We start from the raw sequence: 13,048 nt of genomic DNA, 5'->3' as shown, positions 1-13,048 counted from the left end.
CTCACTCTCAAATCGGTTGCTCGTCTTGGGGATACTGCACGCGGCCGAGGCTGGTGATATGCGCGCCGCCCGGTGCGTTGCGCACCGCGCCGCCCTTGCCGATGCCGAAGAACTTGCCGGTGGAACGCATCGCGGCGAGATCGTAGAGCCAGGTCGCGGCGACCGGGATGAGGAACTCGCGAAAAGTGAAGACGTAGAAGTCGTCCGCGAGTTTCCAGGTGGTCGCCAGATCGACGTCGCCGTGGCCGCGCTGCTCGCCGACGAGGCACTGCCAGCAATAGCGTTCGGAACTGAGGTAGAGATGTTCGTAGAGATGGTGCGGGCTGTATCGGTAGAGGGCGCGCCAGCCGACGAGGTCGCGGGTCGGTCCGGGCACCGCACCGCTCGGGACGCGCCCGTCGCCGGGATCGACGACACCGGCCAGGAAGCGCTGGGACACCTGTGGGACACCGGGTGTCGGTTGCGCGGCGATGGTCGATTCGATCGTCACGGTCCGTGCCGTCGGCAGGTGCACCACCGTGACCTCGCTGACGTGTGGACGGTCCGCGAAGGTCTGATCGAGGAAGAACACGTCAGGGGACACCTCGATCGCCTGATACCAGTCCGCGCCGGACTCGGTGCCGCGGGTCCACCGCACCTGATCCGCCGAGCGGAAACGCAATTCGGTGTGCTCCTCGTCGGATCGGCGCAGCGACCAGCACTGGTCGGTGAGCCGATCGGTCGGCGGTATCCGGTTGCCGTCGATCCCGGCGGCGAAATCGTCCATCCCCTTCCATCCCGCCGGGACAGCCAGATCCTTTACCGCAGTGATGTTCTCGGTCATCGGTGTCTCCTCAATCGTGGGGCGCGAACGCGATCGTCGGCAGGTCGACGGCGGCGGCGCCGGCATCGGCGAGCACGACCGACCCGGTCATCGCGGCGGCATCGGCGGACAGCAGGAACGCGACGATGGTGGCGATCTCCGCGGGCTCCACCGGCCTGCCCAGCGGGGTGTCCCGGGTGACCAGCCGATAGGCGGCTTCCCGATCGATACCGCGCTGTGCGGCAAGCACATCCATCTGCTCGTCGGCCATCGCGGTGCGCACCCAGCCCGGGCACAGCGCGTTCACCCGGACGCCGTCGCGGCCGTAATCGCGGGCCAGCGACCGGGTGAGGCCGATCAGCGCGTGTTTGGCGGTGACATAGCCGGCCACCGCGGGTCCGGCGAACAACCCGGCCAGTGACGACACGACGACGACCGAGCCGCCCTGCGCCCGCAGGTGCGGCAGCGCTGTGCGGACGGTCACGAACGCGGTGGTGACATTGGTCCGCATACCGAGTTCCCAGTCCTGGTCGCCGATCTCGGCGACCGTGCCGAGGCCGTGCCCGCCCGCGTTGGCGACCACCAGGTCCAGCCGGTCGTGGCGGGCTACGGCAGCGTCCACCATGCGCTCGACGTCGGCGGTGTCGGCGGCATCGCCCGCGACGACGAGGGCGGCGTCGCCCAATTCGGCCGCCACCGCCTCGAGCGGCTCGCGCCGCCGCCCGGCCAGCACCACCGCCGCACCCTCCGCGACCAGCCGGCGCGCCGTGGCCGCCCCGATGCCGGTGCCGCCGCCGGTGACGAGGGCGACCTGGCCCGCCAAACGTTTCGTCATGTCCATACGAGATCTCCGAATCGCTGTTGTCCGGCCGACCGTAACCAGCACCACCCGGCCGCTTCGAGAGCTGCGCGGCGCGGGTGTTCTGGCGGACAAGGACTGTGCACGCAGGGACAAGGGATCTCGTGCCCCGGTGCCGGAAGCTGGTTCGCACATTCGACGACAGGAACGCGATCGTGAGCGCCAATGACACCGAACAGCGTGAACCGGCCACCCGGCCGAGTACCGCGAAGACCGCATCGACCGGTGTGCCACCGGTGGTGCGGCGGATGCTGCACGCCGAGTCCAACAGTGTCCTGCTGGCCACCATCGCACTGGTGGTGTTCATCGGCATCCTGCATCCGGATTTCCTGAGCGCGGGCCAGATTCGCGACGTCCTGCAGACCTCGGTGTACGTCGCGCTGCTGGCGGCGGGGATGGCCTTCCTGCTGGCGATGCGGGAGATCGACCTCTCGGTGGGCGCCGGATTCGGGTTGAGCCTGATCACCGCCGCGGTGCTGATGCGCTCGGGGATCAACCCGTGGCTGGCCGCGGGCGCCGCGATCGCGTTCGGCGCGCTGCTCGGCTTGGCGAACGCGCTTGTCGTCCAGGTGATCGCGATTCCGGCGATCGTGGCGACCTTGGCAACAATGCAGGTCTATCGCGGTCTGGCAGCGGCGTGGAGCAACGGGCAGCAGGTGAACGGGTTACCTTTGCGGAGTTCGTTTTTCACGATCGTCGGGGGTAATTGGCTCGGCCTGCCGGTCAGCGTGTGGGTGCTGCTGGTGGTCACCGCCGCGCTCACCGTCGTGCTGCGTTTGACGCCGTTCGGCTATCGGGTCCGGTCCATCGGGTCGAACCCGGAAGCCGCTGCCTTCTCGGGCATCTCGACGGCCCGCACCCGGCTGCTGGTGCTGATGGGCGTCGGCGCGCTGTGCGGGCTGGCCGGCGTGCTGGGGCTGGCGTTCTTCACCTCGGGCGACCCGAATGTCGGCACGGGGTTCGAATTGCAGGCCATCGCGGCCGCGGTGATCGGCGGGACACCGCTGCGCGGCGGCAGCGCGACGGTGGTCGGCGCGGTCGCGGGCGCCGTGCTGCTGAGCGTGGTGTCCAGCGGCCTCGTCTATTTCGACATCCCCGTCAACTGGAGCGCGTTCGCCAGTGGCGTGGTCGTGCTGGTCGCGGTGGCCATCGACAGCCTGCTGCGCAGCCGCCGGCGCGCCAAACGGTCCGAATTCGGGCGGTAGAGCACATTTTTCGAAGGAAGAGAGATCGTGATGCATCGATCGAACAAGTGGTTGCGCGGCGCGGTCGCGGGCTGCGCGCTGGTACTGGTGGCATGCGGCAGTGGCGGCGGCACAGGCGACGGGCCGAAGAGCGGCACGCTGCGCATGGCCTTCGTCTATGCCACCACCTCACAGAATCCGTTCCAGGAGATGGCATTGGGGGCCGCGGCCGGGGCGGCCGATGCCGGTGACGTGGATCTGACCGAGACCGCACCGCCGTCGATCAACGGGCCCCAGCAGGTCTCGCAGTTCCAGGCCGCGGTGCGCACCGCGCGCGACGGAATCGCCATGGAGACGCTGACACCGGATCTGTTCGTGCGCCCGCTGCAACAGGCCGCCGCCGCGGGGGTGCCGCTGGCCACTGTCGATACGGTGCCACCGGCCGGCGCGGACGTCGGACTGTACGTCGGCAACGACAACACCGAGCTCGGTCGCAGTCTGGCCGTGGAGATCATCAAGCACATTCCGGTGGGTACCACCGGCGAGGTGGTACTCGGCAACGACATCCCCGGGTTGACCCTGTTGAGTCAGCGTTTGGACGGCATGAAAGCCGTACTGCAAGAACAGCGTCCGACCTTGACCGTGCTCGGGCCGTTCGACACCGGATCCGAGCCCACGGACAACTACAACAAATGGAACAACACGGTGAAGGCGCATCCGGACGCGATCGCCTACCTCGGGGCCGGCGCGTCCGACGCGGTATCGCTGTCCTTGATCCAGAAGAACACCGGTCGCCGGATGCTGGTCGGATCCTGTGATCCCGACGCGCAGGCGCTGGTCGGGGTGAAAGACGGCTACGTCGCCGCGCTCGCCTCGCCGGAGCATTGGCTCAAGGGCTACCTCGCGATCCGGCTGCTCGCCGAACACGCGCGCAGCGGGAAACCGCTGACGCAGGGCTGGTGGAATCCGGGCGGGCTGATCATCAATGCCGCGAACATCGACGAGATCATCGCGCGCCAGCAGAGCGACGAGAGCAGACGGCAGTGGTTCGCTGACGCGGCCACGCGCCAGCTCGCCGACCCCGGCAGCTATCTGCGTCCGCTGGCGGACGCGAAATGACCGGTGCGGCAATGCTCGACGTCCGCGGTATCGGCAAGGCATACGGCGGGGTCACCGCCCTGCGCGATGCCGAGCTGACCGTGCGCGAGGGCACCGTGCACGCGTTGCTCGGGGAGAACGGTGCCGGGAAGTCGACGCTCATCAAAGTCGTGTCGGGTGCGGTGGCACCCGATCGAGGCACCCTGCGCCTCGGCGGGCATGCGGTGTCGTTCAGCTCGACGGCCCAGGCCGCCCGGCACGGCGTGGCCGTGGTGTCCCAGGAATTGAATCTCTTCCCGGATCTCGATGTGCTGGCCAATCTGTATCCGATGCGCGAGCCGACTCGCGGGCCGTTCCGCCACCGGGCCGCGATGGTCGCGCGCGCCGAACCGGTGCTGGCGCAGTTGGGTCTCGACGTCGATGTACGCCGTGTGCTCGGCACCCTGTCCCTGGCGCAGCGGCAGCTGGTGGAGATCGCCAAGGCGCTGATCGCCGAGCCGCGCGTGCTGATCCTGGACGAACCGACCTCGGCGCTGGACGAGGCGGGCACCCGCCGGTTGCTGAATATCGTTCGGGTACTTCGCGAACGCCGGGTCGCAGTGGTGTTCGTCTCGCACATCCTGGAGGAGGTCATGGCGCTGTGCGACGAGATCACCGTGCTGCGCGACGGCCGCACCGTGCTGTCGGCGGTGCCGCGCGCGGAGCTGGATCTGGCACAGGTGGTGACGGCGATGCTCGGCGAGCGCGGCAGCGCCGCAACCGAAGTGGCGGTGCCGCGCTCATCCGGGCCGGCCGGTGGTGCGCTGCGCGTGCAGGGCGTGGACGTGCCCGGCCGGTTGCACGGTCTCGAATTCAGCGCCGCGCCAGGGGAGATCGTCGGCATCGCGGGGCTCGTCGGTTCGGGACACACCGCCGTCATCGACGTCGTGGCCGGGCTGTGCGCACCCAGTGCGGGCCGGATCACGCTCCCGGACGGTCGATCCGGGCCGTCGGGTCTGCGTGCGGCGATCGCCGCCGGGGTGGCGCTGGTATCCGGCGACCGGCGGCGGGTCGGGCTGATGCTGGACAAGCCGGTGTGGGAGAACATGGCCCAGGTTCGATCGGTGGCGTTGGGTCGCGACGGCGGCCTGCTGACGCCCGGCAAGTTGCGGGCGCGCGCCCGAGAATTGGTGCGACGGCTGCGGATTCGCACCGCCGACGTGGATCTGGCCTGTGGCTTGCTCTCGGGCGGGAACCAGCAGAAGGTCGTGCTGGCGAAGTGGCTGGCGGCCGAGCCGTCGGTGCTGTTGCTGGACGATCCCACGCGCGGCGTGGATGTCGGCGGCAAGGCGGACCTGCACGTCCTGCTGCGTACCGCGGCCGCGACGACGGTGGTGCTGCTCTGCTCGACGGACCTCGATGAGCTTGCGGCACTGTGCGATCGGGTGCTGGTGCTGTATCGCGGACGCTTGTGCGCGACGCTCGAGGGCGATCGGATCGATCAGCACACCCTGCTGCACGCCATGAATACCGGTGCGGCCTGACCCTGCTCGCGGCGAAATCGTATATGATCGTTACCTGCCGGTGCCGCATCATCTAGGAGGGCACATGTCAGTGGCGATGCCGCCGCGGTGGCCGCGGGTGGACCGATTCGACAGCTTCCGCGACGCCGTCTCCCACACCTTCGTGCCCCTGCAGGTGGAACGCGTCGGACGCGAGCCGTTCGACGGCCGATTGCGCAGTGTGGCACTGGGTTCGCTGCAGGTGACCGAGGTCGGCGCCACGCCGCACGTGGTGCGCCGGACCGAGGCGTTGATCGCGCGATCCGATCCGGAATGCTACAAGCTGGGCGTGCAGTTGCAGGGAGCCTGCCTGCTGACTCAGGACGACCGGGAAACCCGTTTGGCCGAGGGCGATTTCGCGATCTACGACACGAGCCGCCCGTACGCGATGGCGTTCGACGGACCCTACCGTCAACTCGTGCTGATGCTGCCGCGACGCGCACTGTGCCTGCCCGAGGATCGGATCGCGGCGGTCACCGCGCGCCGGGTATCCGGTGACAACGGTGCGGGCGCGCTGTTGTCGACGCTGCTGCGTGAGCTGGCCGGCCACCTCGACGAGGTGACCGGACCGGCCGAAACCCGTTTGGCGGACAATATCGTCGATCTGCTCGTCACCGTGCTCGGCACCCGGCTCGATCTGCTCGCGGCGACCCGGTCCGCGGTACGGCGCCCGCTCACCGCGCAGCTGATGTCCTATATCGAAGGGCATCTCGGCGACGGGGATCTCGCGCCGCAACGCATCGCCACCGCGCACTTCATCTCGACCCGCTACTTGCACAAGCTCTTTCACGAGCAGTCGACCACCGTCGCGGGCTGGATCCGGGAGCGGCGGCTGGAACGCTGCCGGCGCGATCTGCGCGACCCGCTGCGGCGTGACCGCTCGATCGCCGCGATCGCCGCGCGCTGGGGTTTCCCCGACGCCGCGCATTTCAGCCGGACCTTCCGCGCGGCCTACGGGCTCAGTCCGCACGAGTACCGGTGCGCGCAACGCGCGCAACCGGTCTCGTCATCCGTGGTGCCTCACGATTCCTGAATGGGATCGGGCAGCTGCCAGCGGTCCGGCCGCGGCCGCAGATAGATCAGGTAGTAGGCGCAGCCGAGCAGCATCGCCGCGACCGCGACCACCATCTGCTGCCAGGACGCGTCGATGACGCTGTAGCCCGCGTAACCCATGGCGGCGACAACGACGATCGGCGGCAGCGGCCACAGCGGCATGCGGTAGCCGCCGGACGCCGGGCGGCTGCGCACCCGGAACGCGGCCAGCGCGACGAACAGATACACCAGGACCAGTCCGGCGCCGGTGGCGGTGATCAGCCAGGACAGCGGCAGCACGGCCGCCGCGACGGTGGCCGCCGCACCCACCGCGATGGTCGCGAGCGCGGGCGTATGCCACCGCGGGTGCACGCTGCCCAGCGCCCGATCGATCGGGTCGGGCCAGCTGCGGTCGCGCGCCGAGGCGAACAGCAGCCGCGAGATCTGCAGGATGATCGCGATCACCGCGTTCACGATCGCGATCGCGATACCGATGCTGACCAGGGTGTTCACCGTGGTTCCGCCGCGCGCGGTGAGAAAGTGGTTCATCGGGGCTGCGCTGCTCAGCAGGTCGGTCAGCGAGGGTGCGCCGAGGACGACGGCCGCCAGTGGCACGATCTCGATGGCGACGGTCGCGGCCAGGCAGATCATGATCACCCGGCCGATGGTGCGCTTGGCGTCTTTGGTCTCCTCGGCGTAGTACACCGCCGCGCCGTAGCCGTTGTAGCCGAACAGCGCGACCGGGACGAGGGCGATCAACGCACCGACGCCGATGTTCGTCTGGGTGCCTTCGGTCACGGTGACCGCGTGCAGCCACTCCGACGGTCCGCGTTCGATGTTGCTGAAGCCGAGGAAGGCCAGCGCCGCGATCGCCGCGATCTCCACGCACAGGAAAACGCCGGTGACCCAGGCGTTGGCCTTGATGTCGAGGATCGCGATACCGGTGGTCACCACGATGACGCCGATGCCGACCCATTTGCCGCCGAGCTGGGGTATCGCGACGCCGAGATAGTCGCCGGTGCCCAGGGCGATGACCGCGATGATCAACACCCCGTTCACCAGCGTGAGCGCGAACAGCGCGAACCCGACGGGGCGGCCGAGTAGCCGTGCGGCCCAGGTGTATTCGCCACCGGTGATCGGGAAGGTGGTGGCCAGCTCGGCGTAGCAGAGGCCGATGAACACCGACGCCACCGCCGCGATCGCCAGCGTCAGCACCGAGGCGCCGCCCGCCGCCAGCAGTATCGCCGGAATGATGATGAACACACTCGACGCGGGGGTGACCGCGGACAGCGTGATCAGGATGTTCTCGCCCATGCCGAGCGCTCGGGACAGCTGCTGGCGGTAGCGCGGTTGTCGATGGTCGTCGTCGGCGGTGTGGCCGGTGGTCTGGGTCGCCATGGCCGGTCCTTTCTTTGATGTACAGTCAAAGAATGGACTAAAGTCGCTGTGAAGATCTGATTTTCGACGTTTTGGATAATTGATCGGTCATCAGTATGGGGAAACAGGAGGGGTAGATGGCACGCCGGAAGGATCAGGAGCAGGCGCGTCGGGTGATCCTCGACGCCGCGCTCACCGCGGTGTCCGACCGCGGCGTCGGCAAGCTCAAGATCCGTGAGGTCGCCGAATCCGCGGGGGTATCACCCGCGACGGTGCACTACTACTTCGACGATCTCGACAATCTGTTGCGCGAGGTGCACCGCGACGCGAGTGACCGGTTCTTCGGCGGCAGGCTGGCCATGGTCGCGCGGATCGGCGACGCGCGCGCGAAGATCGGCGCGCTGATCTGGGCGGGTCTGCCTGCCTCGGACTCCGACGAACTGGTGGTCGCGCTGTACCGGCTGGCCGCCTATCGCAGCGTCGCCGCCGAGCACGGCGACCGGATCACCGCACTGTTCGAGCAGCAGGTCGCGGTGTACCTGAGCGCATTGGAGGTGGGTATCGCGCAGGGGCACTTCACGATCGACGCGCCCATCCTCGATGTCGCCGCGAATCTGGTCGCGCTGGAGGACGCCTATGGCCTGCATATCGTCAGCCGGAACCGGTCGATCACAAAAAGCCGTGCCGCCGAACTGATCTGCTCCTACGCGCGGACCGCCACGGGCTGCGCCGACATCACCACACCCGAAGGATGAGCCGATGACCGAACAGCACTCGTTCGCCCCGGACGGCCGCCCGCGGGCACGGGCCCTCGGCATCGCCCCCGAGGGCGAACCGGGGCCGTGGAACGCGATCACCGACGTGCCCGGCGTGGCGGTGGGGTATCAGACTTTGATCGCGGGCGACGGGCCGATGCGGGTGGGGGCGGGCCCGGTGCGCACCGGCGTGACGGCGCTACTGCCGCGCGGCCGGTCCGGTCTCGGGCGCCCGTGCGCCGCGGGCCGCTACTCGCTCAACGGGAACGGCGAAATGACCGGCACCGCATGGATCGACGAGGTCGGGCAGCTGGCGATGCCCGTCACGATCTCCAACACCCATGCCATCGGGGCGTGCCACACCGGTGCGATCCAGTGGATCAACCGGACCGATCCGGCGCTGGCCCGGGAGTGGCTGCTGCCGGTCTGCGCCGAAACCTGGGACGGCTACCTCAACGACATCAACGGTGGCCACGTCACGCCGGAAATCGTTGTCGCCGCGCTCGATTCGGCCCGCAGCGCGCCGCTGGACGAAGGCTCGGTCGGCGGTGGGACCGGAATGAACTGCTATGGGTTCAAAGGAGGCAGCGGCACCGCGTCGAGGCGGGTCGAGTTCGGGTCGCGCACGTACACCGTCGGAGTGTTCCTGCAGGCGAATTTCGGTGCGCGCCAAGAACTGACGATCCGCGGGCACCGCGTCGGCGCGCAACTCGACGTGCCCAATCCGATGGAAACGACGGACTGGGGTGTCGCACCCGATCAATCACCCGCCGCGCCAGGCGGTTCGGGTTCGGTCATCGTCGTCGTCGCGACCGACGCGCCGCTGGATCCGTTGCAGTGCACCGCGATGGCTCGCCGGGTGCCGTTCGGGCTGGCCCGCACCGGTACCACCGGCAGCCTGTTCTCCGGCGACCTGTTCCTCGCCTTCTCCACGGCGGACGACCGCCCGGCGGACACGGGATTTCCGCTCGGTGATCCTGCGACTGCCGAACTCGTCAGCACCGCCAGGCTCCCCTGGAACCGCATGGACCCCATGTACACCGCGGTGGTCCAAGCGGTCGAGGAAGCCGTCCTGAACGCCCTCGTCGTGAACAGTGCGATGACCGGGCGCGACGGTCATCAGTCGCATGCTCTCCCGTACGACCAGCTGAAGGCTCTGCTGTCCAACGGTTTCCGGTGATCAGCGGCCTGCGGCGGTCAGCCGGTGGTCGGCTTCCAGGAGCATCCACGCGCTCAGCTGGACCGAGAGGTCGCGGCTGAGGTTCGCCGGGGTGTCGGCGGGAGAGTACATGAGCTGGGGAAGGGTCAGCGGGTGTCGAGGCACCGGGACGGGACGGGTCCAGTCGACGCCGAACAGGGGCAGTCCGTCGACCTCGGCACGGTGCCGCCACGCGGACTGTGCGGAGGCGTGCACGATGTGCGCGGCGGTGGTGTCGCCCAGTGCGAGTGCGGCTTCGGCGAGGTATCTGGCGAGGATACCCATGAACAACCCGGAGTCGTCGTCGGCGGAAGCGGCGACCACCCCGGCGGTGGTGAGCCGGTCCGCGACCGCGCCGATGAGGTCGGTGGCACGCCGCAGATGCTTCGATTCGCCGGTGCGCGTGGCCAATTCGGTTTCCAGGCCGATGGCGACACCCTGGCAGTAGGTGTGGATGGTGCGTTCCACCCGGCCACCCGGCTCGTGGACGCCGTCCAGGATCAAGCCGCTGCCGGTGTCGCGTAATCGGCTGTCCAGGAAGTCCGCGAGCTGTGCGGCGCGCGACAGTTCGCCCAAGCGGGCCAGTACGATACCGGCGGGGCCGACCGCCGGGGTGTTGTAGTACTCGTCGTCGTTGCGCCACGGTAGCGCGCCGACGGCGGGATTCCAGCCCGCGATCAGATCGGCGGCCAATTCCGCGACGGCACCGTCGAATCGGACGCCGAGCAGCCGGTCGGCGCGTTCGAGAGCCAGTGCCAGCCAAGACATATCGTCGTAGTAGCGGTTGGTCCAGCCGGTGAGATTGCGGGCCCGGATGCCCCGGGCCAGGGCGACGACCCGCTCGACGCGTTCGGGGGTGCGGGCGCGCTCTGCGGCGTCCACCGCGCAGTCCAGCAAATGAGCCTGCCACCAGTAGCACCAGCGCGCGAACGACTGATCCAGCAGGGACGAGGGCCAGACGAGCGTGCCCAGCCGCAGGTGCGGGTGACCCCAGAGGGTGCGCACATGCCGCTGCACGATCGCCCGTTCCGCCAGATCCGCCCGCTGTGCCGGTGATTCGGGGCCGCTGGACACGTTCCCACTGATCGCCACCGCCCGCGTCGGCGGCGTCACGGTGGTGAGTGCGATCGAGGCGCCTGCCGCCAGCAACACCCTGCGCCTGCTGATCCCCGCATGCCGGCGATCCATCCGCTCGGACTCCCTCGACAACCATCGCCGCGGCCGGCACCCACCCGCCCCGCACACTCGAACTCTTCCCGATCCATGAGAACAGAGCAGTGCCACGCGCAGGGCGTGCCCCGAACGAACATTCCGCAAACAGTTTCCTGCGCCGGGCCGGGCCACCACATCGTGCGCAGGCGCGACGAGCGGCGGTGGGCGGCACCGTGAGCGGGGGCTCAGGGCAGGTCGGAGAACCGGACGTCGTGGGCCACGGCGGTCACGTGCAGGCCGTCGGCGCCCGGCTGGATGGCCGTCAGGCGGGCGCCGAGCGGTAGCCGCTGCAGCGGCACCGTGAAGGTGAGCGTGCTGCGCAGCATCGCCAGGGAGATGGCCGGACCGCCGACCGCGGACTGCACGGACACCGGGGTGACCTCGATGCCACCGTCGGTCGGCGCCACCGTCACGACCACGGTTCCGGGCACCGGGATCCCCTCCACCGGGAAGGTTCCGGCGACGCGCAACCCGTCCGGGCTGTAGGAGATCGACTCGACACCCGACGGGGCGAAGCCGCGCACGGCCTCGTACGGCACCACGGCGGTCGCGGTAGCGGTCGCCGCGACGAAATTCGAGGTGCGGCTTTGTACTACATCGGTCAGTGGCGCGGCGACATCGACCAGCGTGATATCGAGGTCGTGCACCGTCAGGCCCTGTCCGCTCCAGTCGCCGACCCGGATATCGATCTCGCGGTAGGTGCCGTCGACGGCCTGGGTCAGGAACGGAAAACCCGTGATGTCGACGTTCGGTTGTTGCGCCAGTTGATATTCCGCGGCGATCTGACGACCGATCTCGTGCTGCGCCATGGTGACCGCGACCCGGTCGCCGACCAGCAGCGCGATCGCCGCGACCACGATCAGTATCAGCAGTCCGCGCATGTGCTCACCCGTTCACCCATCCCACCATCATGCGGGTACCGCGAACGCCGCCGCGACGGCGGCGCCCATTTCGGCGCCGCCCGTCGGGCTGTGCTTGCGCGCGAACATGAGCGTGAGCAGTGCCGGATTCGCGAGCGCGAAGTCGAGGTAGGCCCGCGCCAGCACGCGGAAACGACCCTCGAAGGGCAGCGGCTCGGCTTGTGCGGCGACGGCGTCGAACGCGGCGCCGATGCGCTGGAATCCGGTCACGGCCAGGGCATCGAGCAGGGCTTGTTTATCCGCGAAGTGGCGGCTGGGGGCGTTGTGCGTGACACCTACGTCACGAGCGAGCTGACGTAACGAGAGCTGCTCGACGCCTTGTTCGCGTAGGGCCTGCTCGGCGCGTTCGAGCAGGCGGTTCCGCAGGTCACCGTGATGGTAAGGGCGGTCGGCGCACATAGTATCGGCAGCCTAGCAGGATGTGGGCATTGACCACGGGATCTTGTCGGTCGTGGCGCCGGTGCCGGTTCGGCGCTGGTTAGGGTTCCATTAGGGGACTCTTAACACCCGGCTGTGACGGCAATTATCTGGCTATCGTCGGGAGTATGACCGAGAAGACGCGATGGATCGCGGGAGCCGTGGCGGTGCTGATCATGGCCGGTGCGGTCTGTTATGCACTGACAAACACTGCCGCACAAGCGGATTCGACGGAACCGCTGGTGGTTGCCGGCGAGCTGAACTTTCCGGGCGGGCCGCCGCCGGCGGGCTCGGTGATCACGGTCCGGTTGGTGGATGTCTCGTTGGCGGACGCGCCCGCAATCGAGCTGGCCCGCGCCGGGCTGGCGGTGACCGAGCCTGCTCGTTTCGAGTTGCGGGCGGGTCGTGTCGATTCACGCCGGACGGTCGCGGTATCGGCGGATGTCTATGTGGACGGGAAGCTGCGGTGGATCACCGATACGCGCCATACGGTGCCCACCGACGGGGTGGTGCCGTTCCAGCAGCTGACCCTGAAAGCCATTCCGTAGCGGCGCTCCGCCGGGTGAGCCTCGGCCCGACCTTGTGAATGTGGACAGTGGCCACTAGTGTGGCCATTGTCCACATCGCGGTGTCGGAGGGAAAGCTCGTGAACG

13 protein-coding genes are annotated in these 13,048 nt (G+C 68.8%); 7 read left to right on the top strand and 6 right to left on the bottom strand.

From position 1 onward, the window contains the following. Nucleotides 1–7 precede the first annotated feature (7 nt). The gene (locus tag O3I_RS22465) at nucleotides 8–823 is read right to left on the bottom strand and encodes a molybdenum cofactor biosynthesis F family protein (RefSeq protein ID WP_014985274.1); all 816 of its coding nucleotides are present in this window, start codon (nucleotides 821–823) and stop codon (nucleotides 8–10) included. A gap of 10 nt (nucleotides 824–833) precedes the next feature. Further along, nucleotides 834–1,637, bottom strand: a complete 804-nt coding sequence (locus O3I_RS22460) for an SDR family NAD(P)-dependent oxidoreductase (protein WP_041564170.1) — start codon at nucleotides 1,635–1,637, stop codon at nucleotides 834–836. Between the two features lie 179 nt (nucleotides 1,638–1,816). On the opposite strand from O3I_RS22460, the gene O3I_RS22455 reads away from it, so the two are divergent. The 4 genes from O3I_RS22455 to O3I_RS22440 all read left to right on the top strand — a co-directional run bounded on the left by O3I_RS22455 (nucleotide 1,817) and on the right by O3I_RS22440 (nucleotide 6,517). Continuing rightward, a complete protein-coding gene (locus tag O3I_RS22455; protein WP_202804864.1) occupies nucleotides 1,817–2,866 on the top strand; it encodes an ABC transporter permease in 1,050 nt (349 codons plus the stop codon). A 30-nt stretch (nucleotides 2,867–2,896) separates the two neighbouring features. After that, nucleotides 2,897–3,964 carry a sugar ABC transporter substrate-binding protein gene (locus O3I_RS22450; RefSeq protein ID WP_014985271.1) on the top strand — a complete coding sequence of 356 codons (1,068 nt, stop codon included), beginning with the start codon at nucleotides 2,897–2,899 and terminating at the stop codon, nucleotides 3,962–3,964. After that, nucleotides 3,961–5,466: a sugar ABC transporter ATP-binding protein gene (locus O3I_RS22445; protein ID WP_041562783.1), complete on the top strand. Its 1,506-nt coding sequence runs from the start codon at nucleotides 3,961–3,963 to the stop codon at nucleotides 5,464–5,466. The genes O3I_RS22450 and O3I_RS22445 overlap by 4 nt, the downstream gene beginning before the upstream one ends. Nucleotides 5,467–5,530: 64 nt before the next feature. Further along, complete coding sequence (locus tag O3I_RS22440) at nucleotides 5,531–6,517, top strand: AraC family transcriptional regulator (protein WP_041562782.1); 987 nt, start codon at nucleotides 5,531–5,533, stop codon at nucleotides 6,515–6,517. On the opposite strand, the gene O3I_RS22435 is transcribed toward O3I_RS22440, so the two are convergent. Continuing rightward, nucleotides 6,505–7,914 (bottom strand): APC family permease, encoded by a 1,410-nt coding sequence (locus tag O3I_RS22435; protein ID WP_014985268.1) that lies wholly within the window; start codon nucleotides 7,912–7,914, stop codon nucleotides 6,505–6,507. The two genes, O3I_RS22440 and O3I_RS22435, sit on opposite strands and share 13 nt — an antisense overlap. A 116-nt stretch (nucleotides 7,915–8,030) precedes the next feature. Between O3I_RS22435 and O3I_RS22430 the strand changes: the two genes are divergently transcribed. Together O3I_RS22430 and O3I_RS22425 are read left to right on the top strand one after the other, a co-directional pair. After that, nucleotides 8,031–8,648: a TetR/AcrR family transcriptional regulator gene (locus tag O3I_RS22430; protein ID WP_014985267.1), complete on the top strand. Its 618-nt coding sequence runs from the start codon at nucleotides 8,031–8,033 to the stop codon at nucleotides 8,646–8,648. 4 nt (nucleotides 8,649–8,652) lie between these two features. Beyond that, nucleotides 8,653–9,828: a P1 family peptidase gene (locus O3I_RS22425; protein ID WP_014985266.1), complete on the top strand. Its 1,176-nt coding sequence runs from the start codon at nucleotides 8,653–8,655 to the stop codon at nucleotides 9,826–9,828. Here O3I_RS22425 and O3I_RS22420 read toward each other — a convergent pair whose 3' ends face one another. The 3 genes from O3I_RS22420 to O3I_RS22410 all read right to left on the bottom strand — a co-directional run bounded on the left by O3I_RS22420 (nucleotide 9,829) and on the right by O3I_RS22410 (nucleotide 12,377). Next, nucleotides 9,829–11,034 (bottom strand): glycoside hydrolase family 76 protein, encoded by a 1,206-nt coding sequence (locus tag O3I_RS22420; protein WP_014985265.1) that lies wholly within the window; start codon nucleotides 11,032–11,034, stop codon nucleotides 9,829–9,831. Between the two features lie 209 nt (nucleotides 11,035–11,243). Further along, a complete protein-coding gene (locus tag O3I_RS22415) occupies nucleotides 11,244–11,939 on the bottom strand; it encodes a DUF2993 domain-containing protein (RefSeq protein WP_014985264.1) in 696 nt (231 codons plus the stop codon). A gap of 27 nt (nucleotides 11,940–11,966) precedes the next feature. Further along, a complete protein-coding gene (locus O3I_RS22410; protein WP_014985263.1) occupies nucleotides 11,967–12,377 on the bottom strand; it encodes a TetR/AcrR family transcriptional regulator in 411 nt (136 codons plus the stop codon). A 146-nt stretch (nucleotides 12,378–12,523) separates the two neighbouring features. Between O3I_RS22410 and O3I_RS42835 the strand changes: the two genes are divergently transcribed. Then, entirely contained in the window at nucleotides 12,524–12,943 is a 420-nt protein-coding gene (locus O3I_RS42835) for a YbaY family lipoprotein (RefSeq protein WP_014985262.1), read from the top strand. Nucleotides 12,944–13,048 lie beyond the last annotated feature (105 nt).

The sequence above is a fragment of the Nocardia brasiliensis ATCC 700358 genome (assembly GCF_000250675.2).
Taxonomy (GTDB): domain Bacteria; phylum Actinomycetota; class Actinomycetes; order Mycobacteriales; family Mycobacteriaceae; genus Nocardia; species Nocardia brasiliensis_B.
This window is presented reverse-complemented; position numbering and strand designations above follow the sequence as displayed.

Bases quoted from the DNA above. Each gene is read 5' to 3' on its own strand.
- O3I_RS22465 (WP_014985274.1), bottom strand. From the start codon at position 823: ATGACCGAGAACATCACTGCGGTAAAGGATCTGGCTGTCCCGGCGGGA.
- O3I_RS22460 (WP_041564170.1), bottom strand. From the start codon at position 1,637: ATGACGAAACGTTTGGCGGGCCAGGTCGCCCTCGTCACCGGCGGCGGC.
- O3I_RS22450 (WP_014985271.1), top strand. From the start codon at position 2,897: ATGCATCGATCGAACAAGTGGTTGCGCGGCGCGGTCGCGGGCTGCGCG.
- O3I_RS22445 (WP_041562783.1), top strand. From the start codon at position 3,961: ATGACCGGTGCGGCAATGCTCGACGTCCGCGGTATCGGCAAGGCATAC.
- O3I_RS22440 (WP_041562782.1), top strand. From the start codon at position 5,531: ATGTCAGTGGCGATGCCGCCGCGGTGGCCGCGGGTGGACCGATTCGAC.
- O3I_RS22435 (WP_014985268.1), bottom strand. From the start codon at position 7,914: ATGGCGACCCAGACCACCGGCCACACCGCCGACGACGACCATCGACAA.
- O3I_RS22430 (WP_014985267.1), top strand. From the start codon at position 8,031: ATGGCACGCCGGAAGGATCAGGAGCAGGCGCGTCGGGTGATCCTCGAC.
- O3I_RS22425 (WP_014985266.1), top strand. From the start codon at position 8,653: ATGACCGAACAGCACTCGTTCGCCCCGGACGGCCGCCCGCGGGCACGG.
- O3I_RS22420 (WP_014985265.1), bottom strand. From the start codon at position 11,034: ATGGATCGCCGGCATGCGGGGATCAGCAGGCGCAGGGTGTTGCTGGCG.
- O3I_RS22415 (WP_014985264.1), bottom strand. From the start codon at position 11,939: ATGCGCGGACTGCTGATACTGATCGTGGTCGCGGCGATCGCGCTGCTG.
- O3I_RS22410 (WP_014985263.1), bottom strand. From the start codon at position 12,377: ATGTGCGCCGACCGCCCTTACCATCACGGTGACCTGCGGAACCGCCTG.
- O3I_RS42835 (WP_014985262.1), top strand. From the start codon at position 12,524: ATGACCGAGAAGACGCGATGGATCGCGGGAGCCGTGGCGGTGCTGATC.